Origin of the sequence: Pseudomonas sp. JAI115, assembly GCF_014200835.1 — a bacterium.
In the GTDB taxonomy this organism is placed as follows: domain Bacteria; phylum Pseudomonadota; class Gammaproteobacteria; order Pseudomonadales; family Pseudomonadaceae; genus Aquipseudomonas; species Aquipseudomonas putida_A.
On the sequence record NZ_JACHCY010000003.1, the window covers coordinates 468,488 to 491,708 of the forward strand.

Consider the following 23,221-nt stretch of genomic DNA (forward strand, 5'->3'; position numbering starts at 1 on the left):
TGATTGACAGGAGTGCTCAGCCTATCGGGGCGGGCGCGCCTGACCCATTCCCATCATGGGTTACACAAAAGGGGTAGTGCGTGGACGCGTTGTTGCAGGAGTTGCCGGTGCACCAAAGTCTGGCGCGGGTATTTGCCGCCGTCGGCCAGGACGCTTTCTGGCGCGCGCTGGTCGACACGCTGCGCCTGCTGGTGCCGCTGGACAACGCGCTGGTGGCGCTGATGAAGGCGGGGCAGGCACCGCAATTGCTGATCGACTTCGACAGCAAGGGCCGCGCCGACGAGCAGGAAGAACTGGCCAGCTACACCGCTGGCATGTACCTGCTCGATCCGTTCTACCAAACCGCCTCGACCGGCATCGCCGACGGCCTGCACAGCCTGGCCTCGGTGGCGCCGGACCAGTTTATGCACAGCGAGTATTACCAGAGCTACTTTCGCTCGGTGGTCGGTGAGGACGAGTTGCAGTTCATGATCAACATCGAGGGCGGAGTGCTTGGCCTGTCACTCGGACGCTCGACGGCTTTCGATCTGGCGGAGCAGGGCCGTCTGCTGTGTGTGCGCGACTGGGTGTTGGCGGCGATGCGGCGCCATATGCAGCTGTTGCCGCCGCAAGGGACCGGCAGCGAGCCGGTGGCGGGGGATCTGGCAACGCTGCTCGATCGCTTCGATGCGCGCCTGACCATCCGTGAAGTCGACACCGCGCGGCTGATTCTGCAGGGCTTTTCCAGCAAGGCCATCGCCCAGCAGATGGGCATCTCGCCGGAGACGGTGAAGGTGCATCGGCGCAATCTCTATCACAAGCTCAATGTGACCGGGCATGGCGAGCTGTTTGCGCTGGTGTTGCGCCCACCCACCCCCTGACCCACCACAAATTCCTGTGGGAGCTGGCTTGCCAGCGATGACGCCCTTACAGCCAACCAATCCCAAACTGAATGCACTCAGTCAAATTGTGGGAGCTGGCTTGCCAGCGATGGCGGCCTGCCAACCGACCAACCTCCCACCTGAATGCACTCATTCCAACTGTGGGAGCGGGCTTGCTCGCGAAAGCGGCCTATCAGACAAAATCAAAACAACAGAGCAAACCCCGCAAATAAACATAACCCCGCAACCACGTTTAAAGTACATGAACCGTTACGCCATACCGGCTACAACGCCTTGCGCCGTTACCGACGCGTACGCCAGAATCCGCCGGCTTACACGGCTGTGCGACGGGCTTATCGTTTCCCTGTCACTGAAAATCAGTGATCGGGTTTGGTAGCCCGTCTGTAATAGCTGTATGGCAACACCTTTGCAGTCCCTTTGTGGGGCTCGTTTTTATGGTGGTCATGCGTGGGGCTCACTCGTGAGCGCCGGGTTCCTATTGCAGCCGGTCTACCAACCCGCGTATGGCCACCACCCCTCGTTTGGTAGCGAGAGTGATGGCTCCTGAATAACTGCAATAGGAGTACATCCATGTTCAAAGCCACACCCAATCCCCCGGACACCTCGATCCCGTACGACCCGGCCTTCGACCCGCAGAAGATAAAAGCGGCGACCGACCGCGCCATCAACTTCTACCTCAACCCCGGCGCCCTGAAGATCTCGATCCCTTCAACCTCGTCATGCAGGGCGAACAGAATCTTCCTCATCGACCCCCACCGTGGACGAAGAAACCTTGCTCGTCGAAGCCTGCGAATCCCTGGCCTCAGCCACGGTCATGCTCGGCGATTTCGCCGGCACGCTGGAGGGGCCGAGTCGTAATACGGTGTTGGGCATTGCGCAGGTGGTGATGCTGGGGGAGTTGGCGGTGAGTCAGGCGCTGGATAATGTGGTGCCATAGGAATAGTCGACAGCAGTAACGGCATCATCGCGAGCAGGCTCGCTCCTACAGTGGATCTGCGTTGGTCACTGGTTAAGTGCCCGGCAAAGATGCCTTGTAGGCGTGAGCCTGCTCGCAATTGCCATCAAATAAATAACAGACCCTTATCCCGATCACTGATAGCGACAGCCCCACAATAGATCCCGCCTTCGAGGCACGAAAGTCAGCGACTTTTGGTGTCTGAAGGCAATGACGCAAGTGTTCTTGTTTGTTTAGAGATCGCTTAAACATCCATGAGCTACATCGTGCCGGATCAGTGATTGAACAGGCACGATGTCGGGAAGTTTCTTTCATTACGGTATATCTACTTCAGCGTCCCATTTCTCAGCCCAGGTTGCGGCTTATAGTACTGATTCTTAACATTCCCACCCCAAAGCACGTAACTCCCGTCTCGACGTCTTGCCGCGAAAGATGGATCAATAGGCGGTGGATTGGGAGGCGGTGCCTGGTAAAACGGATAACGTTTGATTGAGTAGAGCTCCACGACCTCATCGCTGAGGTACTGGGCCAATTCTGGTGGAATTTCCCCAGCATCTTCCATCGCCAAAGTTGCTCCCCAGACGATGACCGCGCCGTACACACTCCCTTGAGTCGCCACAACGCCATACGCGCCATTTGTACAGTAAACGCCAGTAATCCTGCTGGCCATCAGTGCCTGGCGAACGCCTAGCGAGATTGCTCCCCCGTGAGTATTCATTCCCCAGACCACCACGGCTCGGGTCCTACCGTCGTCGTGCTGACTCAAAAGAAAGAAGCTCAAATCATTGGAATAAAGGCTGAGTATTCCTGGAACTGTAATGGCTCGACTACCAACATGACCGTGAGCATCTTCGGGCTTTGGCTGCATATCCTTGATGGCTGCTTCAATCTCGTTACGAGTGGCTGCAGTGATGGAGGCTCCTCCATAACGCTGCGCTCCCCAAGCTTCTGCCTCTCCGCGTTCGGTGATAATGCAAAACGCCCAACGAGTTGCCTTGCATAACAGTACACCGCCACGCGCTGCGATCAGGGAAGCCGATTCAGACATCAATCCGCCCTCACCATTGAGCCCCCAACTGACAGCCTTACGTCTGTCACGGGTGATTGCGCAAAATGCTGTGGTAGATGCCGTGACTGAATTAACGCCACCGTCATTGATGATCGTCTCCAGCTTGCCAGACGGAATTGCACCGCCATCGGCTGCCTTTCCCCACGTCACGATTTCGCCATTACGCCCAATTGCACAAAACGCCGCCGCCGCTGCAATAATTCGTTCGACGAATATATTGTCGAGTTGCACTTGTGCATCGGCGTTAATTGCTCCGCCATTATTAGTATTGCCCCACGCATAGACTTTGCCTTTTTGCGTACGAACGGCGAACGCGTTTTCCGTCGCGTGGATGGCGACCGGTGCATCAAACCAAAGGGCTCGCTGGATCAGTTCCGGAATGGTATCGCCGGAGCCTTTCAAACCAATAGCGCCTATTCTGTTTTGATCACCTGTCGGATCTTTATAGATGAAAGCGAAACACACTCGGTTGCTGTAAACCGACTCGATATCAGTCAGCTTCACGGAGTGGCCGGCCGGAATATTGGCTCCCCAGACCAGTAGCTGATTGCTCGAACCGTTGGTTACCAGTGCGGCAAAATCCTTTTCAGTTGAAAACAATCGAGTAGCCGGATTGTTTTTCAGAAAATTGATGATGTCGGGTGGAACCGGCAATCCCCAACCCGTCTGCCCCTCGAAGTAAATATCCTGCGTATCCGGATCAATCAGGCCAAAAGCGCCTCCCGTCGAGACAAATACTCGATCAGGCGGCTCAGGAACATGGGCGGAGAAATTTCCCCATTGCTTTAAAAAACTGTTCTCATTTTCCTCCCGGGTGATGCCTTGAAAATCAGGGTCTACAGTTTTGGCGACAGAGCGGGTTTCCTTACCGGTCTCACCATTAGCGGCCACCGGAGTGACAGCGAATATGATTGCTCGTCCGCTGTACTCAGACTTTATCCGCAAATCGATGGCTACACCTTCGGGCGCTTCGATTTTTACGTTATCGAGATACCACTGATAGCGGGAAACTCCTTCAGGATTTTCATCAGCATTGTCATAGCGATAACTGCCGCGTACAAAACCACCAATGACTGGTTCCCCGATGATGATCACGTCCCGCGCAATCGGTTCGGCTATCGTACTCATTGCGATGCTCCTTTGCGTTCAGGTGAACTGCTGTAGTCGCTAGCTCAGTTGCGCCCTGGTTCGAATTCTTCTTGTTTGACGTGGGCACCCCACGTCACATAATTGTTGTTAGATTTGCGTGCCGCGAAGGCGGCTGGAACCGTCGCGGTCGAAGGTGCTGGAGCGCCCTGGATGGTATAAATTTCGACAACACCGCTACTCAATGCGTCTCGAAGAGCGGCCGGAATTGTTCCGCCATCCTGTGAGGCACGTCCCCAGGTGACGACCACACCTTCGGTTGTGCCTTGGTCAACCAGAGCTGCGTAAGCACCATTGCTGCAGTAGATTTTTCTAATGCGACTGGCCATCAGTGTTTGCTTGATATCGCTGGGTATCGTGCCTCCCGTCGCAGCCAAACCCCAAGAGACCAGATTCTTTGTGCGTCCGTCGGGATGCCGGTTGAGCAAGACAAAGCTGCCATCGTTGCGCGTCAGTTCGATCGCCTCACCGTTGGTCAGGGTGACACTGGCAGACACGCGACTATTTAGGCTTTTTGAGAATCTGGCATTGCTGAACATGCTCTCGATCTGCGCCTGGGTTTCGCCTTGCTCCAATAACGGCTGTGCATTCAAGGGCAAAGTCGAGGTTTCTTCCCCGGCGCCTTGGGCCGGAATGGCTCCACCACCGTGGCCTGCCGATCCCCATGCAGCCGCTTGTCCGCTTTCGTTGATGAAGCACATGGCCCAAGGCGCAGCTGCGCAAAGCGCGAGATTTCCTCTGGCTGCAAGGCTGGCGGCGGCCTCTGACATGGTTCCGCCGTATGCAGCCAATCCCCATGTAGCGGCTTTTCTGCGGCCTCTGGTTATGGCGATGAATGCGCTGTCATTGGCAATGACATTCAGCGCTCCGCCATCGTCATAAATTTTCTCAAGAGTTGCTGCGGGAATAGCGCCGTTAGCGCCCCAGGCAATAATTTCTCCGGATTCCGTCAGGGCACAAAATGCTGTTCGGGAAGCAACAATGCGATCGACTGTCATGGAATTCAATTGAGTCTGTACATCGATCGGAATTGTCCCGCCATTCGCTGCGTTACCCCAGGCATATACGCGTCCACTGTTTGTGAGCACGGTGAAAGCATCGAGAGTGGCGTAGATGGCTTTCGGGCGATCAAACATCAGTTTGTTTTGTACTTCGACCGGCACCACACCGCCCGTTGCTGCCGTACCGACAGCGCCGATGGTGTTTTCCCCGGAGGGCGGATTTTCATATATGAACGCTAGCGAGGAGCCGTTGCTGTAGACCGACTTGATGTCTTGAAGGTTAGGTAACGTCGCCGGTATTCCAGGCCCCCAGACGAGCAACTGATTGTGTTCACCTATGGGCACCAGGGCACCAAAATTCGTTGTGGTGGTGAACATTCTGATAGCAGGGTTGTTTCTCAGGTATGACGCAATCTCTGGAGGGACTACGCCACCAAAGCTCTGCGTGCCTACAACAGTGACGTTTTGTGTGACTCTGCTCTTCAGGGCAAATGCTCCTGCGGTGGAGGTGAATACTCCGTCCTTTGGTCCGTTCGCATGAAAAGCGAACTGGCCTCTCTGTTTCAAAAAACTGTTTTCACTTTCTTCATCTGAAATGTTTTGAAAACCATCCTGGACTACTTGAACGGGACTGGAAAATGATTCGATGCCTGTTTCTCCCGATGCCGCAACGGGAGTCACCGAAAACGTAAGTTTCATCCCTGCATGCGCAGTGACCAAGGTCAGGTCGATTGAGGTCGCGATAACGGTTCCGCCGCTTGCCTCGTCATACCAGCAAAAGGTGGATTTCCCTTCGGGATTTTCATCTGGGTTTTCATATATGTAGCTGCCAGTCAGGGTTCCACCTATTTCAGGTTCCCCCATGATTGCTACTTGTTTGACGATCGGAATTGCTTTGGTGTTGGTGTTCATACCTGTAACTCCATTCGACGAGTGCCCTGTTCGCGGGCAGGCAATGTGAGCGAGATGAACTCACTCGGTGTAAGAAACCAGCCCTGACAATGCCTTCAGATCAGGCGCGTTCGGGCCTGCCGACTGCAGTTGCCTGTCCGCGCTCAGTAGCACCAGATGCGGGCCGGCTGCGTAGGCACAAGCAACGGATTGAAGTTGCGTAGATGAGGTGTTTACGCCCCAGGAAACGGCGCGATGTGTGGTGAGCACTGCACTGAATGAGCCATAGGAACTGGCGATTGAAAGGGCAGGGGCAAGTCCTTCGGGAATCTGTCCACCCTCCTCGGACACCCCCCATGCGAATAATGAACCGTCGGTTTTGAGCGCACAAAAAGCCGTCGTCGACCCCGATAGATGTGACACGCTTTGAAGACCGCTGGGCGTCTCGCCACCAAACCGTTGGTTTCCCCACGCGATGACCGTCCCGTCAGATCTCAGGGCGGCGAATGCGGCACTGGTGGAGGTGACAAGAACGACTTCTTCTGCAGAATTATGTGTTCTGCCAGGCATCACGCCCCCGTGCTCGGGCGATCCCCATGCGACGACACTGCGATCAGCGTTCAGCGCACAAAAGGCGCGGTCACTTGCAGACAGTTGGATAGCTCCGCGCGCACCGGATACCCAAAATCCCTCAGGCCAACTGGCTCCCCAACTGAATACGCGACCGTCAATTAATAGCACTGTGAAGTCTGCGGTGTTGCCGATGACTTTTTTGGCAGGACCGAGCTCAGAGATAGCAGATACAGGGATCGAGCCTCCATATTCAGGGTTGCCCCATGCGACAAGTTGGCCGTCTTTACGGAGGGCGACGAAAGCGCCATCGGTCGCTGCCAGTTTTCCTACATTCGTAAGTTCTTTCTCGATTTCTGGCGCAATGTAGCCTCCAAGAGAAGTAGCTCCCCAGGCAACGACGGTGTCGTCTTTTTTCAGTGCAGCAAATGCGTGGCCGCCAGCTGCCACATAACGCACATCTTTCAACTCGGATGGCGGCAACATTTCAGTGTTATCACTCCATCCAAAAACACTTCCGTCGTCTTTGATAATGCAGCCGCTGTGACGGTTTGCGAGATTGAATATCCCGCTGACGTTGCCGGGACGCAGCACTGTGCGAGCAATGATGTTCTCACCGTCCAGCAGGGAAACGATCAAGGGTTTCTCTGGTTCGGTATCAAGAAACGACTGGGCTAGGGCACCTTCGGTATCGCCCGCGTACATCCATACAGCTTCAGTTGGGGTATTGATTCTTCCATTTATTAGAAAAGAGGCGGTCAGACGGCTCAAGTTCGAATGGTAGCGTGGGGAGGTCTGTGACCGGTTGCCTACTACAGTGAGCTTTCCGGAGTGTGAATTACCCACCACAAAAACCAACGGGTTCGAATGACTGGTATTGCCTGTTTCGAACCGCAGAATGCTGTAGCTGACACTGAGTGTTTCCCCTCGTCGGGCTTCGAAATACTGCTGGACAAATGCCGCATCAAGGGTGAAATCCACAGGTTTGCCGGCATTGAGGGCGTTGAGGATTTTGCTGCCTTCGTCAAGCAGCACGTTATAGGCATCACGCAATTGCCAGATGACCACATCTTTGGCTTTGGTCGGGTTGGCGATCGGGTTCGGACAGGTGATTTTGCTCGTGCCGGTGGGCAGGTCCTTGGGTTCCAGTGCGCCGTCCTGTTCACCAAGGACGATCGGTGGCACCAGTTCCGGTTTTGCTTCGCCCACCGTCAGCAGTGGCGCATGCAAGGATGCCCGAATGACGATCTCATCGTCCTCGTCGCTGAGCACGTTGTAGGACAGATCCAGAGTACCGCCCTCGAGGGTCTTGAGGTGCCGGTTATCATCTACGCTGACGATGAACCCTGCCGGATGTGTGGCCTCGTCCGCGTCGGGGAAATGCCACGGCAGCTCCGGCTCATAGGTGCTCAGGTCGGCCCGGGTGCCCAGCCATTTGAGTTCAATGGCCATGCCTTCTTCGATACGCTCGTCGTTAGGGATACGGACGCGAATCGGCGCCAGGTCTGGGTGGAGCGCACCACCGACGGCATCCACGGCGATCGGCGCTGCGAGACGATAAGGTTCACCGATGATGCTGATGAAGCGACCTCTGGAGTGCTGAATGACCGCGCCGCCCCGTTCCAGCTCGTAGAAGAACAGCGCCTGGGTGTTGGCCAGTGCCCGAGCGGCGCTGTTGGGCAAAAGGATTTCGACCACCACCGGCGGTCGTTTGCTGATGGTTTGACGAGACTGGCGCTTCACTGGCTCGCCGCTTTCGGAAGTGCCCTTGATGTACATGATGATCACATCGTTTTCCTGGTACACCCCCTCTGGGTCAGCCCAGACCTTCAGCAGCAGTTCCTCGTCATTGAGCAAATCGAGGTCCAGGACGTGACCGTTGGCCTGATCAAGGATCGGTGCATCCAGTCGCGAGTTGCCGGTGTCGACGACGATGCGGGTTTCCGTGCACCAGTCTTCGGCCGCGTTGTTTACAAGGTCGTGGACGGTGAAGGTCACGGCCAGTCCGTCGGGACCTGAGTCCCCAGCCTCGAGAATGTCCGCTTCAGTGACCAGGACAACGATGGGATGGGCGTCCGGGTCGTCGACCTGGGGCTGCGTGACCGGTATGGAGTAAACCCGCACGCCGCCCCAACTGAGCGTGATCACATCACCGGCTGCGCAGTTCGGATAAGGCAGTTTCGAAGGGCTGCCGGGTTTGGCCTGGATGATGACCTGCACGCCATTTTTGGCGCTGTCACTGTCCACGCCGTCGGCGACGATTTGCGGATCGATGTATTGGTACAGCTCCGAATGCTCACCGGGCCTGGGGTTCACATCCTGGCCACCGGGCAGTTCGAGCTTGATATAGATCCTGACTGGCGGCTCGTAAGGTTCAGCGACCTGGTTGGCGCGATGCACGGTATAGCCCAGTGTATGAGGGCCGCTGTTGATGCGACCCGGTTGCACCCACAAGGTCACGCGCTCGTCGATCTCGATGTCCTCGGTGATCGTGTGCTGATCGACGCTGGCGCCATCGTAGTACAACTCGACCCAGTCGCTCTTCCTCATGTCGGCCCATGGCAGGATGAAAACTTTCAGGCCCTTGAGCGGGAAGTTGTCCAGTGCGGCTGCACGATTGATGCCCCATTCACCGGATGGCAATGGCGGCTCGGTACGTCCGGGGATTTCCGGAGCTCGCAAGGCCTGTGGGGCAATGCCGTTAACGGGGTGGGTCAGCATGGCAGGTACTCCGGCACGAGTTTGAGTGACGGAGTCATTTAAGGCGGGTGACTGAGGGTTGGCTACTGTCAGAAATTACAGGTGAGGAGGTATTTGCGATGAACGGTCGTGAGGCGCTGGGGTGATTGTTCGCGGGCAGGACAGGGCGAAAGTCGTCAGCGGCATGCTCAGTGAGCACGCATTGTAGGTGGGGACGGTTTGATCTCGGCCTGAACGACAAAACCCGCCGCCCCGGTTGATCGGGGCGGCGGGTTTTGTCCTTCTGAAGAAATGGGTTGCCGGTGAGTCAGTCTTCGCGAGCAGGCTCACTCCTACAGGGATGAGCGGGGTTCGCGGGATGTCGGGTCAGTCGAGGCGTTTGAAGACGAGCGCCTTCAGACCGCTCTCAGGATCAATATCCGGAAACTCCGGCGGATTCTCCAGCCGCTGCTCAAAGCGCAAGCTTGGCGCCTCTTGCGTCACGCCATCGATCAAAAAATCCGAACCAAATGACGGATCATTCATGCACGCCAGCACCGTGCCGTCTGCCGTGAGCAATTCCGGTAAACGACGCAATACGCGCTGGTAATCCTTGGTCAGCAGAAAACTGCCTTTCTGGAACGATGGCGGGTCGATGATCACCAAGTCGTACGGGCCGCTGTTGATCACCTTGCCCCACGACTTGAACAGGTCGTGGCCAAGGAAACTCACCTTGCTCAGGTCATGCCCGTTCAAGCGATGATTGTCGCGGCCACGGCTGAGGGCGGCGCGGGACATGTCGAGGTTGACCACATGGCTGGCGCCGCCTTCGATCGCTGCCACGGAAAACCCGCAGGTGTAGGCGAACAGGTTCAGTACGCGTTTGCCCGCTGCCTGCTCACGCACCCAGTTGCGCCCGTAGCGCATGTCGAGAAACAGCCCGGCGTTTTGCTTGCGGCCCAAGTCGACGCGGTACTGCAAGCCGCCCTCGACGATGCTCATCTCCTCGATTTCATTGCCCAGCAGCCATTCGGCGGTGCTCTGCGGCAGGTAACGATGTTGCACCAGCAAGGTGTGGGCGCCGGACTGTTGCCACTCGGCCGAGGTGCTGAGGTCGAGCAGCGATTGCTTGAGCGCTTCGAGCTGTTCGGGCTGCGGCTCCTTGAACAGCGACACCAGCACCACGCCTTGCAGCCAGTCCACCGTCAGCTGTTCCAGCCCCGGCCAGCAACGCCCGCGGCCATGGAACAGGCGGCGGGTTTCGCTCGGTGTCGCAGCGATTGCAGACAGCAGATGGGCGCGGAGGGTGGCGAGGGCTTCAGGGTTCATCAGTCACGGTCGGCAAGCAAAAGGGCCGGCATTTTAACCACAAAAACCGCCTGACGAACGCCGGTCAGCCAAGGCCACTGTCGACTGTTAAGAAAAGACCTGTATCAAAAATGAATTTATGCAGGGCGCGCTGCTCATACCAGATAAGCAGCGGATTTGAGCCGCTAAGTCGTTAATGCAATTCAGGGAGTGCCAGTTCATGAGTCCAACACCGACACCGAGCGCGCTCCTTCCTGGCGGGTTGATTCTGGTGGTTGAGGACGACCCGTTGATTCTGGAGTTTCTCTGCGAAATTCTTCAGGAGGAAGGTTTTAAGGTCGAGCCGCAAACCAGCGCGGATGCCGCCAAGCTGTATCTGGAAAAGCACGCGTCGGATGTCGCGTTGCTGCTGACCGACATCACCATGCCCGGTGAAATCAACGGCGCCGGGCTGGCCAATCTGGTTGGCGACCGCTGGCCGGAAAAGCCGGTGATGGTCATGTCCGGTTATGAAACCCCGGAAACTTCCGGGGTCAAGCATCCGGTGGCGTTCATCAAAAAGCCCTGGGCGATCGGCCAGTTGCTTGACTGTGTCGACAGCGCTTTCAAGTCCAAGGCGCCACGTCTGCACTGAGATGGCGGGTCGAACTGCCGGGTAAAAATGCTACATTGCCCGGCCAATCCGCCCAGTTCTGTCAAAGGATGCGACCTTTTGTCTGCTCACGATAACGTCTTTGATCGCGCGTTCGGCGCGTTCCTGTTCGACATGGACGGCACCGTCCTCAATTCCATCGCTGCTGCCGAGCGAGTCTGGGCAGCGTGGGCTGAGCGCCACGGGGTTGATGTCGAGCGTTTCCTGCCGACCATCCACGGTGCTCGTGCCATCGACACCATCCGCCGGCTGAACCTGCCGGGAGTGGACGCCGAGGCGCAAGCGGCGTTTATCGCGCAGGCGGAAATCGATGATGTCGAAGGGATTGTGCAGATACCTGGGGCCGCGGCGTTTCTCGCCAGCCTGCCTGTCGAACGCTGGGCCATGGTGACCTCGGCGCCACGGGCTCTGGCGTTGCGGCGGATGGCTGCGGCGAGGATTTGCGAGCCAGCAGTGATGATCACGGCGGAGGATGTGACGGCTGGCAAACCTGATCCGGCGGGTTATCTTCTGGCCGCGCAACGTCTGGGGCTTGGTCCCGCTGATTGCCTGATTTTCGAAGATGCCACCGTCGGCATCCAGGCTGCTGAAGCGGCAGGTGCAGCGCTGATGATCATCACCACGACGCACCAGCATCCCCTCGAAACTCGCCACGCGACTATCGACAGTTATGAGCCGCTGAGCGTTGTCGTCGATAGCCAAGGTCAACTGCACCTGCAAAAGGCCTGACACTACAAAGTCCCCTGTGGCAGCGGGCTTGCTCGCGAATGCGGTCTTTCAGTTGCATGCGATGTCGACTGATTCAGCGCATTCGCGAGCAAGCCCGCTCCCACATTCGATCAATGTCGGGCCGTAAATGTTGCCCGCTATCCAACACTGCAGGAGCCGGTTCAGTCTGCTGGTGATGGCGTCAGTAAACCCCCGGCAACAATCGCCAGCTGCGCGCGCAATAAGCCTCGTACTCAGCACCAAACTGCCCGCGCAGCAGCGCCTCTTCCGAGTGAATACGTGCGATCAGTGGAATCAGCGTCAGCGCCGCCAGAATCAACCCGACACTGGAACGAAACGCCAGCGCCCAGCCCACGGCGTTGACCACCAACCCCAGATAGCTCGGATTGCGCAGGCGTGTGTAAATACCGTCGGTGACCAGCCGATGCCCCGGCTGAATCGCCACCAGGCCGCTGAACCGACGGCCCAGCACAAACACCGGCCACAGCCGCAGCGTGCCACCGACGATAAACAACAGCGCGCCGAGCCAGCGCACGTCTTCAGCGCCGAAGGTCCAGAAGTCGATGCGCTCGCAGTATGCCGGGAGAAAACCGCTGACCAGACCGATCACGCCGAACGTCGGAATCACCCAGCGATTGGCGCGGTCCTCGCGCTCGCCCGAGCTCATGTTTACATCGGTGAACAGCGACGCCACCACCATCAGCACCGTGGCCAGCGCCACCAGCACCAGCGCCCCATGCGAAAAGAACACCGCCGGCCCACCAATGCCCCACACCGCAAGGCCCAGGTAGGCGAGGGTGGCGAGCACCGCAACCACGGTCATTTGCGCAGACATTTTCATGGTCATCTCTTGAAAAGCGGCTGATCCTTTCAGTGTAGGACGCCGCTGAATCCGTGAAGGCGTCGGGTCAGTGACCATTGATGCCGGATGTCCCGGCCCCGTCGTGAGCAAGCCCACTCCCATCCTTGATCCGGGCCAGCCCGAGAGCCTCCATCGACCGACAATCCCCAGTGGGAGCGGGCTTGCTCGCGTAGGCGTCGGATCGGACGTGACCAGTCTTTGGTCGGCAACGCCTTCATCCGGCCAACATCGCGTCTACGCTGATCCATTCCTTCTATTTGTCCGTGTATTGCCCATCAAAGAGGTGAACCCATGAAAATCGACTTGAGTGGAAAACTGGCCATAGTCAGCGGCAGCACGGGTGGCATTGGTCTGGGCATCAGTCAGTCACTGGCCGAGGCCGGAGCCACGGTTGTGGTGATCGGGCGTGAAACGGCCAAGGTCGAGCAAGCGCTGGCGAGCATTCGCCAGCAGGTGCCGGGTGCGCAACTGCGCGGACTGACGGCCGACCTGGGCACTGCCGAAGGTGCGGAAAAACTGTTCGCCGCTGAACCGCGCGCAGACATTCTGGTGAACAACCTCGGCATCTTCGACGCCGTGGATTTCTTTGACACCCCGGACAGCGAGTGGACGCGTTTCTACGAGGTCAACGTGATTTCCGGCGTGCGCCTGTCGCGGCATTACGTGCCGGCGATGGTCGAGCAGGGCTGGGGACGGGTGATTTTCCTGTCCTCGGAATCCGGTGTGGCGACCCCGGCCGACATGCTTAATTACGGCGTGACCAAAAGCGCTAACCTTGCGGTGTCCCATGGCCTGGCCAAGCGTCTGGCGGGCACCGGTGTGACGGTCAATGCGATCCTGCCGGGGCCGACCTTTACCGGTGGCGTGGAACACATGCTCAAGGATGCTGCGGCCGAGTCCGGCCGTAATCTGCGTGAAGAGGCTGATGCGTTTGTGCGCAGAGCGCGGCCGACGTCGATCATCCAGCGGGTGGCCGATGTTGCCGAGGTGGCGCATCTGGTCACGTACATCGCTTCGCCGTTTTCCTCCGCCACCACTGGCGCGGCCTTGCGCGTGGATGGCGGTGTAGTCGACAGTATGGCGATCTGAACCGCGAAGACTCTGGAGAAACGTTTATTTATGGCAACTGCATCAGCAACCATCGACATCCCGGCTTCGGCCGATCAGGTCTGGCACTTGATCGGCGGCTTCAACACGCTGCCGGATTGGCTGCCGTTGATTCGCAAGAGTGAACTGAGCGATGGCGGACGCGTGCGCACCCTGCAAACCGCCGATGGCGCGGTGGTGATCGAGCGTCTGCAAGCGTTCGACAACGCTGCCAGGACCTACAGCTACTCGATCGAACAGGCACCGTTCCCGGCGACTGACTATCTGGCGACGATCAAGGTTGAAGCTCAGGGGCAGGGCGCTCGAGTGACGTGGTCGGGACGCTTCAACGCCAAAGGCGTGAGCGAAGAGGAAGTGGTCGCGCTGTTCAATGGCATCTATCAGGGTGGCCTTGAGGCGCTGCGGGCCAATTACCCGACCTGACAGGCAAAACGCAAAAACTGTGGGAGCGAGCTTGCTCGCGAAGGCGTCGGATCAGTCAACATCTGCATTGACTGTCACACCGCATTCGCGAGCAGGCTCGCTCCCACAGGGGATCAGGAGTTGGCGATCAAACTCTGCCGACAATCCAGCACCAGTTTTGCACCGCCCAGCTCACTGCTGCCCACCTCAAGATTGAAGCCATGCAGGCTGACAATCGCCGCGACAATCGACAAGCCCAGGCCAAAGCCGCTCTGTGGTTGTCCACCCTCGGCCCGATAGAAACGCTGAAACACCGCCTCACGCTCGGCTTCGGGAATCCCCGGTCCGGAGTCGTGGACTTCAATCCGCGTATGCCCACCGTCATTCACTCCGCGCAAAATCACCGTACCGCCTGCCGGGGTGAACTTGATCGAGTTGCTCAACAGATTCGCCAGCGCCTCGAACAACAACGCCCGGTCGCCATTGAGCGGCGGCAGGGTTTCCGGCATGTTCAGTACGAACAGCAGTTCGCCTTCCTCGGCTAGTGGCAGATAAAACTCATGCAGTTCTTCCAGCAGTTGCACCGGATCGAGCTCGACAAAACCTGAGCGCCGCTGACGGTCTTCCAGCTCGGAAATCCGCAGCAACCCACGGAACCGCGCCATCAGCGTATCGGCCTCGGCCAGCACCAGATCCAGTTGCGCCGCTTCCTGCGAACCCTCACCAGCCTGCTGTTGCATGCGATACAACTGCGCGCGCAAACGCGTCAGCGGCGTGCGCAAATCGTGGGCGATGTTGTCGCACACACCTTTGACTTCATGCATCAGCCGTTCGATGCGATCGAGCATGGCGTTGACGATGGCGGCGAGCATGTCCAGTTCGTCGCGGCGGTTGGACAGCGGCAAACGGTGGGTCAGGTCGCCGGCAACAATCGCCTGGGCGCTGTCTTGAATCGCGCGGATGCGGCGCATTGGTCGGCGGCGCAGCAAATGCCAACCGGCAATCCCCGGCAGGATCGTCAGCGACACACCCCAGAACAACGCGTGCAGAATGATCCGCGTCACGGCGAACAACGAACCGTTATCGCGCAACAACACCAGCCAGCGACCGTCGCGGGTCTGGGTTGCCACCGCGTCGCAGCTGTCGGCGGGCAGGGTCGGGTCATCGGAATCGGCGCAGTCATCCAGGGTGTGGATCTTGCCATCCAGCGGCAGGCCTTCGGGCAGTTGCTGCAAGGCACCGCCGAGGTAAACGCCCTGGGCGTCGAACAGGCCATAGGCGTCGATGCCGCGGATGTCAAAGGTCATGCTGGCGGCGAGCGCTTCTTCCAGTTGTTCACCGCGAAAGTGCGAAAACAGATGCTGACGTTGCATCAGCGAATGCTTGGCAAGGTTATCGAGGTAGCTGGAGACCTCGAAATACATGACCCCCATGAGGATCGCGCTCCAGGCCATGAACAGCGAACTGTACAGCGCCAGCAGTCGACTGCTGGAGGAGCGCCAGCCGTCAGACGGGTTCGGCAATGACATAACCCGAGCCCCGTACCGTGCGAATCAGCGGAACATTGCCCGCCGCGTCGATCTTCTTGCGCAGACGACCGATGTGTACGTCGATCAGGTTGGTGCCCGGGTCGAAGTGATAGCCCCAGACTTCTTCGAAAATCATCATCCGCGACAGGATCTGCCCGCTGTTGCGCATGAGAAATTCCAGCAGCTTGTATTCGGTGGGCAGCAGCGTCAGCACCTGCCCGGCGCGGCGTGCTTCGTGGCTGATCAAATCCAGTTCGAGGTCGGCGACCTGCAACGTGGTGGCCTGGGTAGCGACGCTGTTTTGCCGGCGCAGCAGCACTTCCACACGTGCGGCCATTTCGTCGGTGGCGAACGGTTTGGTCAGGTAATCATCGCCACCGGCGCGCAAGCCGCGCACGCGCTCATCGACATCGGAGAGCGCGCTGATCATCAGAATCGGCGTGGCCACGCCCATGGTGCGCAGAGTGGTGACGATCGCCAGGCCATCGAGTTCCGGCAGCATGCGGTCGAGGGTGATCAGGTCGTAGTTGCCGCTGACGGCACGGTCGAGGCCTTCGCGGCCATTGTCGACCCAATCCACTTGCAGGCCGTGGCTGCTGAGTTCGGCGACGATTTCACGGGCAGTCACGGCGTCGTCTTCGATGGTCAAAATACGCGTCATAGGGCAGGCCTTGATCGGTTCAAACGGAATGGCTGCATTTTGCCAAGTATTTTGCGTCGCGCTTTAAATTAACTTTCATGTACAGCCTGTCACAAACGTCAATTCGGGGCGCTTCGCGGCGTTGGCGTCAATGCATAAAACCCGCTGCTTTCCGTCCATTGTTGCAAATTGCAATGAATGTAGAAGTTCAGTCTTTTTAAATCGTTGAAATTGAAAGATTTATTTCGTGCTCTCGACTGGCACGGTCGCTGCAATTCATCTCGTGACGAGTTGTAACACCATTTTTCATGCCTGGAGCACTACAACAATGAATAGATCCTCTGATGGGTTTTATCCTGCCTTCGAAGGAGAGTCGAGCAACGTGTCAGGCGTGTCCTGGGGCGCGATTTTTGCGGGCGCAGCGGCGGCCGCAGCACTGTCGATGATTTTAGTGCTGCTTGGCTTCGGTTTGGGATTCTCTGCCGTTTCACCTTGGGCCGGGGAGGGCATCAGCGCCAAGGGTCTGGGGATTTCGACGATTGTCTGGCTGGCGGCGACGCAAATCATCGCCTCCGGTCTGGGTGGCTACATCGCCGGTCGCCTGCGGGTGAAGTGGGCCAACATGCACGGGGATGAAGTGTATTTTCGTGATACTGCCCATGGCTTCCTCGCCTGGTGTGTGGCCACGCTGGTCACCGCAGTATTGGTAGTCGGCTCGGTCAGCAGTGTGATCAGTGGCGGTGTGCTGGCCGGTGCCAGTGTCGCCGGTGGCGCAGCGGCAGCCGCGACTCAGGCTGCCGGTAGCGCAGCGGCCAACACTGACAGCAATCAGTACGGTTACTACATCGACAATCTGTTCCGCGATGACCGTCCAGCATCGGTCAGTGATGATGCCGCCCATGGCGCCGTAGCGCGGATCTTCGCCCAGAGCCTGGCCAACGGCCAACTCAGTCCGGAAGACCGTACCTACCTCGCGCAACTGGTCGCACAACGAACCAATCTGAGTCAGGCCGACGCCGAGAAGCGTGTCGATGAAGTGTATGCCCGCACTCAGAAGGCCATCGCCGACGCCAAAGTCAAAGCCCAACAGGCTGCCGACACCGCTGCGAAAGTTGCTGCCTGGACCTCGCTGTGGATGTTCATCGCGTTGCTGGCCGGTGCGTTCTTCGCCAGTCTCGCCGCCACCTTCGGCGGTCGTCGCCGGGATGCGGTCGAGTACGTTGAAGTCGAGACCTACGCCACCACGACCACTCTGCCTCCAGTCCGTTAACAAGGAGAATCACCATGCGCTCTCTATTACTGTTTTTCCTCGGTGTGCCAATCCCGATCATCATCCTGATCGCCCTGTTCGTACACTGATTCCAATGCTCCATTGAGGCCCATGCCTCGGCCGCTTTCACTTCACGGTGAAAGCGGCTTTTTGCTTTCTGGCGTGCACCATTCGTCTTCTTCAACCGAATCGTTGAACAATCCGACCGCTTTCACTGGCCTGGATCAATATTCGCGTTTGTAACTTCCCCTAACGTAAATGTTCCAGGCCTTCGCTGAGGTTTGAACTACAGTGCTTCACGCGCACTTTGCTGCGCTGACGAAGTACCCGCGAGCCCGCCTGTAATCGAACAATTAAACGGGCCGCACGGTGTAGAGCAGCAAGGAGCTGACGCAATACCTTCCCCCTGAACCTTTTCACGGATGAACTTCGTAATGCACTGCCTAGAACGCACTTTCGATATCCAGCCCCTGACCCAGGCGGATATGACCGTCCACATCAATGGTCAACCGGTGACGGCGGCCATTGGCGAAACCGTCCTGAGCGTTATCCAGTCCCTTGGCGTGCGCCAGGTCGCACGCAACGACCATGGCCAGATCAGCGGCGCCTACTGCGGCATGGGTGTGTGCCAGTGCTGCCTGGTGAAGATCAACGGCCGCCACAAGCGCCGTGCCTGCCAGACCGTGGTGCGCGACGGCATGCAGATCGAAACCCAGGTCAACCGCATCAACGAGCAGGAGGTCGTATGAGCCTGCAACCGGTGATCGTCGGCGGTGGTCCGGCGGGAATGGCGGCGGCCATCGAGCTGGCGCGTCATGGGGTGCGCTGCACCTTGCTCGAAGAGGCCTCGCGTCTTGGTGGCGTGGTCTATCGCGGGCCACTGCGCGACGGCGTGCAACTGGATTATCTGGGGCCGCGCTATTCCGAAGCCCTGAGCAAACTGCACGGTGATTTCCAGGAACAGTCCGGGTTGATCGACGTGCGCCTCAATCATCGCGTGGTCGGCGCCGAAGGCACCCGCGCGCTGGTGGTGCTCGACGGCGACGAGCAGCTGCACGAGATCGAATATCCGCAATTGCTGCTGGCCGCCGGCTGCCACGAACGCAGCGTGCCGTTTCCCGGCTGGACCCTGCCGGGGGTGATCATGCTCGGCGGCCTGCAACTGCAAATCAAAAGTGGCGTGGTCAAGCCGCAGGGGCCGGTGGTCATCGCCGGTACCGGGCCGTTGCTGCCATTGGTGGCAACGCAGCTGCACGCGTCCGGCGTCAAGGTCGCGGGTGTGTACGAAGCCTGCGCCTTCGGCAAGATCGCCCGCGAAAGCCTGGCGTTGCTGAACAAGCCGCAGCTGTTCCTCGACGGTTTGAGCATGCTCGCTTACCTGAAACTGCACGGCATCCCGATGAACTACGGCTGGGGCGTGGTCGAAGCCCACGGCGACGGCGAGCTGAAAAGCGTCACCGTGGCACCTTACTCGGCCACCTGGGAGCCGGACCTGACGCGCATCGAGCGCTTCGAAGCGCAGACCCTGGCGGTCGGTTACGGCTTCATTCCGCGCACCCAGCTCAGTCAGCAGATGGGCCTCGATCACGGTTTCAGCGACGACGGTTACCTGCGCGCCAATTCGAACAACTGGCAGCAAAGCAACGAGCCGCACGTGCATCTGGCCGGTGACATGGGCGGGATTCGCGGTGGTGAAGCGGCGATGCTCGCCGGCAAGATCGCCGCCACCTCGATCCTGCTGCAACGCGGGGTGATCGAAGAAGAACTGGCACAGGTACGCCGCGATCGTTATCTGGGCAAACTCAAATCCATCGTGCGCTTCCGTGCGGCCGTCGACCGTTACACCGAACGCGGTGTCGGCCAGACCGCTTTGCCGGCCGCCGACACAGTGATCTGTCGCTGCGAACATGCAACCCGCGCGGACATTGATCTGGCACTGGAGCAGGGCGTGCAGGACATCGCCAGCCTGAAAATGCGCACCCGCGTCAGCATGGGCGATTGTCAGGGGCGGATGTGTGTCGGCTACTGCAGCGACCGTCTGCGTCAGGCCACCGGGCGCAAGGACGTCGGCTGGCTGCGTCCGCGTTTCCCGATTGATCCGATCCCTTTTTCCGCGTTCCAGTCCGTCGGCACGGAGGCCGCATCCCATGAGTAAGTTCTATGACGTGATCATCGCCGGCGGCGGCGTGATCGGGGCGTCCTGCGCCTATCAATTGTCCAAGCGCCAGGGCCTCAAGGTGGCGGTGATCGACGCCAAGCGCCCGGGCAACGCGACCCGCGCTTCGGCCGGAGGCTTGTGGGCCATCGGCGAGTCGGTGGGGCTGGGCTGCGGGGTGATTTTCTTCCGCATGATGTCGGCCAACCGCAAGCGCGAAACCCAGGGCGCGGCGGTCGCGGTGGACGCCAGCACGCCGCACATCCTGCCGGAGTCCTTCTTCGATTTCGCCTTGCAGTCCAATGCGCTGTACCCGGCGCTGCATCGCGAGCTGAAGGACAGGCACGGGATGGATTTCAAGTTCGAAAAGACCGGGCTGAAGTTCGTCATCTATGACGACGAAGACCGCCTCTACGCCGAGCACATCGTCAGTTGCATTCCGCATCTGGCCGATCAGGTACGCTGGCTCGATCAGGCGGCGCTGCGTGAAGCGGAACCGAGCGTCAGCCATGAGGCCCGTGGCGCGCTGGAGTTTCTTTGCGATCACCAGGTCAGCCCGTTCCGTCTCGCCGACGCCTACATGGAAGGCGCGCGGCAGAATGGCGTCGACATCTTCGTCAACACCAACGTCACCGGTGTGTTGCACCACGGCAGCCGCGTGACTGGCGTGCAGACGGCCGAGGAGGGCGTGTTCCACTGCAAGACCCTGATCAACGCCGCTGGTACCTGGGCGGCGGACTTGAGTGAGTGGGCCACCGGTGTGCGGATTCCGGTGAAACCGGTGAAAGGCCAGATCCTGCTGACCGAGCGCATGCCGAAAATCCTCAACGGTTGCCTGACTACCAGCGATTGTTATGTGGCGCAGAAGGACAACGGCGAAATCCTGATCGGCAGCACCACCGAAGACAAAGGCTTCGACGTCACCACCACCTACCCGGAAATCGCCGGACTGGTGCAGGGCGCGGTGCGGTGCCTGCCGGAACTCAAGGACGTCAATCTAAAGCGCACCTGGGCCGGATTGCGTCCGGGCTCGCCGGATGAGCTGCCGATCCTCGGGCCGATGCGTGGGGTGGAGGGTTACCTGAATGCCTGCGGACACTTCCGCACCGGTATTCTGACCTCAGCGATCACCGGCGTGCTGCTGGACAAACTGGTCAATCAGGAGGCGCTGCCGCTGGATATCACACCGTTCCTGGCGGATCGGTTTGAGGTGGCGCCGGTCAAGCAAGAACGTGAATTGGAAATGGCCTAAGTCCATCCACAATTCCTGTAGGAGTGAGCCTGCTCGCGATGGCGGTGTGTCAGTAACAGAGATGGCTACTGATAGATTGCAATCGCGAGCAGGCTCACTCCTACAATTGGAATTGTGGTGAATTCAGACCTTGCGCGCTTCTTCTTCCAGTTGATCCGACTCGAACAACCGCGCCAGTTCCGCTCGGGCTTCCTGAGCGGTTTGCAGGACTTTGGCCGCGTCGTCGTAGACCGCGTGCTGGGCTTCCAGCACCTGTTCGTCATGGTGTTTGAAACGCTTGATCCGCGCATCGGCCTGGGCCTGGGTCAGACCGAGGCCGACCAGGGTACGGCGGCTCATTTCCAGGCTGGAGTAATAGGTCTCGCGAATCGCTTCGGCGCCGACATCGACCAGGCGGTGCACGTGCTGACGGTTACGTGCGCGAGCGATGATCTTCATGTGCGGATACAGCTTGCGCACGATCTCGGCGGTCTTGATGTTGGTCTCCGGATCATCCGTGGCAATCACGAAATACTCCGCCTCGCCAACCTTCGCCGCATTGAGGATTTCCGGGCGCATCGGGTCGCCGTAGAACACCGGCACGCCGCCAAAACTGCGCGACAGTTCGATGGTTTCCACCGAGGTGTCCAGCGCCACGAACTTGATGTTCTGCGCCCGCAGAATCCGCGCCACGATCTGGCCCATCCGGCCCATGCCGGCAATCACCACGCGCGGTGCCTCGGTGTCGATTTCGCGGAATTTCTCCGGCACCTCCACTGGCTGCACTTTCGGGCTGACCAATCGTGCACAGATCAACAGCAGCAACGGCGTCAAGGCCATCGACAGAGTGATGGTCAGTACCAGCAGGTCATACAGGCGCGGTTCGAACAGGCCCTGATCGCGCCCGATCTTGAACACCACAAAGGCAAATTCACCGCCGGCGGCGAGCACGATACCCAGGCGAATCGCACTGACTTTGGTCAGCCCACCGGCCAGACGCCCGACCACAAACAGCAGCGGCAACTTCAAGCCGATCAGCAGCAGCGTCAGGCCCAGCACGGTGATCGGCGCACTCAGCAGCAGACTCAGGTTGGCGCCCATGCCGACGCTGATGAAAAACAGCCCGAGCAGCAGGCCTTTGAACGGCTCGATCTGCGCTTCCAGTTCATGGCGATATTCCGAATCCGCCAGCAGCAGGCCGGCGAGGAAAGCCCCGAGCGCCATCGACACGCCGACCAGATCCATCAGCCACGCCGTACCGATCACCACCAGCAATGCGGTGGCGGTGGAGACCTCCGGCAGACCGGTTTTCGCCACCACGCGAAACACCGGACGCAACAGATACCGCCCGCCGACCACCACCACGGCGATCCCGCCGAGCACTTGCAAACCGTGGTTCAGGCTTTCCGCGTTGCTGCTGGCGTGGGCGCTGCCGGCGAGCATCGGCACCAGCGCGATCAACGGGATCGCGGCGATGTCCTGAAACAGCAGAATCGCAAACGCCAGTCGCCCGTGGGGGCTGGTCAGCTCCTTGCGCTCGGCCAGGCTTTGCAGGCCGAATGCGGTGGACGACAGCGCCAGACCAAGGCCGAGCACAATCGCACTGTTCAGCGGCTGTCCGAACACGTACAACGCCAGCACGCCGATCACTGCCGCCGTCAGCAGCACCTGCGCCAGACCTACGCCGAACACCGACTTGCGCATCACCCACAAGCGACGGGGTGACAGCTCAAGGCCGATGATGAACAACAGCAACACCACGCCCAGTTCGGAAATATGCGCAACGCTCTGCGGATTGCCAATCAGGCCGAGCACCGACGGGCCGATGATCACCCCCGCCAACAGATAACCGAGCACCGCGCCCAGTTGCAGACGCTTGGCCAGTGGTACGGTGAGCACGGCTGCGAAGAGAAACACGACAGCGGCTTGTAACAGGTTGCCTTCATGGGGCATGGGTTGACTCCTGACAGCGGTACGGCGGGGGGTGACAAGGATAAGGGCTGCGCCGCTCGTCAATCCACCACAAAACCCTGTGGGAGCGGGCTTGCTCGCGAATGCGTTGGTTCAGTCGATGTTAATGGCGACTGAACCAACGCATTCGCGAGCAAGCCCGCTCCCACTAGGGCGATATCATCAAATCTGTA

General features: G+C 59.1%; 17 protein-coding genes and 1 pseudogene. 10 read left to right on the forward strand and 8 right to left on the reverse strand.

Annotation, left to right across the window (positions count from 1 at the left end; translation table 11 throughout):
• Positions 1 to 80: 80 nt before the first annotated feature.
• Positions 81 to 860, forward strand: a complete 780-nt coding sequence (locus tag HDC30_RS10100; protein ID WP_183782713.1) for a LuxR C-terminal-related transcriptional regulator — start codon at positions 81 to 83, stop codon at positions 858 to 860.
• A gap of 591 nt (positions 861 to 1,451) precedes the next feature.
• Positions 1,452 to 1,818 (forward strand): annotated as a pseudogene (locus tag HDC30_RS10105) (DUF6124 family protein).
• A gap of 343 nt (positions 1,819 to 2,161) precedes the next feature.
• Here HDC30_RS10105 and HDC30_RS10110 read toward each other — a convergent pair.
• From HDC30_RS10110 to HDC30_RS10125, 4 genes are all read right to left on the reverse strand, one after another.
• Positions 2,162 to 4,033, reverse strand: a complete 1,872-nt coding sequence (locus HDC30_RS10110) for a hypothetical protein (RefSeq protein WP_096795883.1) — start codon at positions 4,031 to 4,033, stop codon at positions 2,162 to 2,164.
• Positions 4,034 to 4,077: 44 nt separating this feature from the next.
• Positions 4,078 to 5,964, reverse strand: coding sequence for a hypothetical protein (locus HDC30_RS10115; protein WP_183782715.1), 1,887 nt, complete (start codon positions 5,962 to 5,964; stop codon positions 4,078 to 4,080).
• A gap of 60 nt (positions 5,965 to 6,024) precedes the next feature.
• Positions 6,025 to 9,234 carry a hypothetical protein gene (locus HDC30_RS10120; RefSeq protein WP_183782717.1) on the reverse strand — a complete coding sequence of 1,070 codons (3,210 nt, stop codon included), beginning with the start codon at positions 9,232 to 9,234 and terminating at the stop codon, positions 6,025 to 6,027.
• Positions 9,235 to 9,579: 345 nt separating this feature from the next.
• Positions 9,580 to 10,521: a class I SAM-dependent methyltransferase gene (locus tag HDC30_RS10125; RefSeq protein WP_183782719.1), complete on the reverse strand. Its 942-nt coding sequence runs from the start codon at positions 10,519 to 10,521 to the stop codon at positions 9,580 to 9,582.
• Positions 10,522 to 10,720: 199 nt separating this feature from the next.
• On the opposite strand from HDC30_RS10125, the gene HDC30_RS10130 reads away from it, so the two are divergent.
• Positions 10,721 to 11,134, forward strand: coding sequence for a response regulator (locus HDC30_RS10130; RefSeq protein ID WP_027613245.1), 414 nt, complete (start codon positions 10,721 to 10,723; stop codon positions 11,132 to 11,134).
• A gap of 78 nt (positions 11,135 to 11,212) precedes the next feature.
• The gene (locus HDC30_RS10135) at positions 11,213 to 11,881 is read left to right on the forward strand and encodes an HAD-IA family hydrolase (RefSeq protein WP_183782721.1); all 669 of its coding nucleotides are present in this window, start codon (positions 11,213 to 11,215) and stop codon (positions 11,879 to 11,881) included.
• A gap of 181 nt (positions 11,882 to 12,062) precedes the next feature.
• Here the strand turns inward: HDC30_RS10135 and HDC30_RS10140 are convergent, their stop codons facing one another.
• Positions 12,063 to 12,722, reverse strand: coding sequence for an isoprenylcysteine carboxylmethyltransferase family protein (locus HDC30_RS10140; RefSeq protein ID WP_183782723.1), 660 nt, complete (start codon positions 12,720 to 12,722; stop codon positions 12,063 to 12,065).
• Between the two features lie 312 nt (positions 12,723 to 13,034).
• Here HDC30_RS10140 and HDC30_RS10145 point away from each other — a divergent pair, with 312 nt between their 5' ends.
• The gene (locus HDC30_RS10145) at positions 13,035 to 13,832 is read left to right on the forward strand and encodes an SDR family NAD(P)-dependent oxidoreductase (protein WP_027613242.1); all 798 of its coding nucleotides are present in this window, start codon (positions 13,035 to 13,037) and stop codon (positions 13,830 to 13,832) included.
• 30 nt (positions 13,833 to 13,862) lie between these two features.
• Positions 13,863 to 14,273: an SRPBCC family protein gene (locus tag HDC30_RS10150; protein WP_183782725.1), complete on the forward strand. Its 411-nt coding sequence runs from the start codon at positions 13,863 to 13,865 to the stop codon at positions 14,271 to 14,273.
• A 113-nt stretch (positions 14,274 to 14,386) separates the two neighbouring features.
• On the opposite strand, the gene HDC30_RS10155 is transcribed toward HDC30_RS10150, so the two are convergent.
• Positions 14,387 to 15,781 carry a HAMP domain-containing sensor histidine kinase gene (locus HDC30_RS10155; RefSeq protein ID WP_183782727.1) on the reverse strand — a complete coding sequence of 465 codons (1,395 nt, stop codon included), beginning with the start codon at positions 15,779 to 15,781 and terminating at the stop codon, positions 14,387 to 14,389.
• Positions 15,759 to 16,442 (reverse strand): response regulator transcription factor, encoded by a 684-nt coding sequence (locus HDC30_RS10160; RefSeq protein ID WP_027613239.1) that lies wholly within the window; start codon positions 16,440 to 16,442, stop codon positions 15,759 to 15,761. The genes HDC30_RS10155 and HDC30_RS10160 overlap by 23 nt, the downstream gene beginning before the upstream one ends.
• A 307-nt stretch (positions 16,443 to 16,749) precedes the next feature.
• On the opposite strand from HDC30_RS10160, the gene HDC30_RS10165 reads away from it, so the two are divergent.
• The 4 genes from HDC30_RS10165 (at position 16,750) to hcnC (ending at position 21,098) form a co-directional block, all read left to right on the forward strand.
• Positions 16,750 to 17,691: a hypothetical protein gene (locus tag HDC30_RS10165; protein WP_183782729.1), complete on the forward strand. Its 942-nt coding sequence runs from the start codon at positions 16,750 to 16,752 to the stop codon at positions 17,689 to 17,691.
• Positions 17,692 to 18,125: 434 nt separating this feature from the next.
• On the forward strand, positions 18,126 to 18,440 hold the full coding sequence (gene hcnA, locus HDC30_RS10170) for a cyanide-forming glycine dehydrogenase subunit HcnA (RefSeq protein ID WP_027613237.1): 315 nt from the start codon (positions 18,126 to 18,128) through the stop codon (positions 18,438 to 18,440).
• The gene (hcnB, locus tag HDC30_RS10175) at positions 18,437 to 19,846 is read left to right on the forward strand and encodes a cyanide-forming glycine dehydrogenase subunit HcnB (protein WP_097088037.1); all 1,410 of its coding nucleotides are present in this window, start codon (positions 18,437 to 18,439) and stop codon (positions 19,844 to 19,846) included. Before hcnA ends, hcnB begins: the two co-directional genes overlap by 4 nt.
• Complete coding sequence (gene hcnC / locus HDC30_RS10180) at positions 19,839 to 21,098, forward strand: cyanide-forming glycine dehydrogenase subunit HcnC (RefSeq protein ID WP_183782731.1); 1,260 nt, start codon at positions 19,839 to 19,841, stop codon at positions 21,096 to 21,098. The genes hcnB and hcnC overlap by 8 nt, the downstream gene beginning before the upstream one ends.
• A gap of 123 nt (positions 21,099 to 21,221) precedes the next feature.
• Here hcnC and HDC30_RS10185 read toward each other — a convergent pair whose 3' ends face one another.
• Positions 21,222 to 23,030, reverse strand: coding sequence for a monovalent cation:proton antiporter-2 (CPA2) family protein (locus HDC30_RS10185; protein ID WP_096795893.1), 1,809 nt, complete (start codon positions 23,028 to 23,030; stop codon positions 21,222 to 21,224).
• Positions 23,031 to 23,221 lie beyond the last annotated feature (191 nt).

What these genes read in the sequence shown, in the direction of transcription:
- hcnC (WP_183782731.1), top strand. Translation starts at nt 19,839, where the DNA reads ATGAGTAAGTTCTATGACGTGATCATCGCCGGCGGCGGCGTGATCGGG.
- HDC30_RS10145 (WP_027613242.1), top strand. Translation starts at nt 13,035, where the DNA reads ATGAAAATCGACTTGAGTGGAAAACTGGCCATAGTCAGCGGCAGCACG.
- HDC30_RS10120 (WP_183782717.1), bottom strand. Translation starts at nt 9,234, where the DNA reads ATGCTGACCCACCCCGTTAACGGCATTGCCCCACAGGCCTTGCGAGCT.
- HDC30_RS10110 (WP_096795883.1), bottom strand. Translation starts at nt 4,033, where the DNA reads ATGAGTACGATAGCCGAACCGATTGCGCGGGACGTGATCATCATCGGG.
- HDC30_RS10185 (WP_096795893.1), bottom strand. Translation starts at nt 23,030, where the DNA reads ATGCCCCATGAAGGCAACCTGTTACAAGCCGCTGTCGTGTTTCTCTTC.
- HDC30_RS10130 (WP_027613245.1), top strand. Translation starts at nt 10,721, where the DNA reads ATGAGTCCAACACCGACACCGAGCGCGCTCCTTCCTGGCGGGTTGATT.
- HDC30_RS10115 (WP_183782715.1), bottom strand. Translation starts at nt 5,964, where the DNA reads ATGAACACCAACACCAAAGCAATTCCGATCGTCAAACAAGTAGCAATC.
- HDC30_RS10165 (WP_183782729.1), top strand. Translation starts at nt 16,750, where the DNA reads ATGAATAGATCCTCTGATGGGTTTTATCCTGCCTTCGAAGGAGAGTCG.
- HDC30_RS10155 (WP_183782727.1), bottom strand. Translation starts at nt 15,781, where the DNA reads ATGTCATTGCCGAACCCGTCTGACGGCTGGCGCTCCTCCAGCAGTCGA.
- HDC30_RS10160 (WP_027613239.1), bottom strand. Translation starts at nt 16,442, where the DNA reads ATGACGCGTATTTTGACCATCGAAGACGACGCCGTGACTGCCCGTGAA.
- hcnA (WP_027613237.1), top strand. Translation starts at nt 18,126, where the DNA reads ATGCACTGCCTAGAACGCACTTTCGATATCCAGCCCCTGACCCAGGCG.
- HDC30_RS10140 (WP_183782723.1), bottom strand. Translation starts at nt 12,722, where the DNA reads ATGAAAATGTCTGCGCAAATGACCGTGGTTGCGGTGCTCGCCACCCTC.
- HDC30_RS10125 (WP_183782719.1), bottom strand. Translation starts at nt 10,521, where the DNA reads ATGAACCCTGAAGCCCTCGCCACCCTCCGCGCCCATCTGCTGTCTGCA.
- hcnB (WP_097088037.1), top strand. Translation starts at nt 18,437, where the DNA reads ATGAGCCTGCAACCGGTGATCGTCGGCGGTGGTCCGGCGGGAATGGCG.
- HDC30_RS10150 (WP_183782725.1), top strand. Translation starts at nt 13,863, where the DNA reads ATGGCAACTGCATCAGCAACCATCGACATCCCGGCTTCGGCCGATCAG.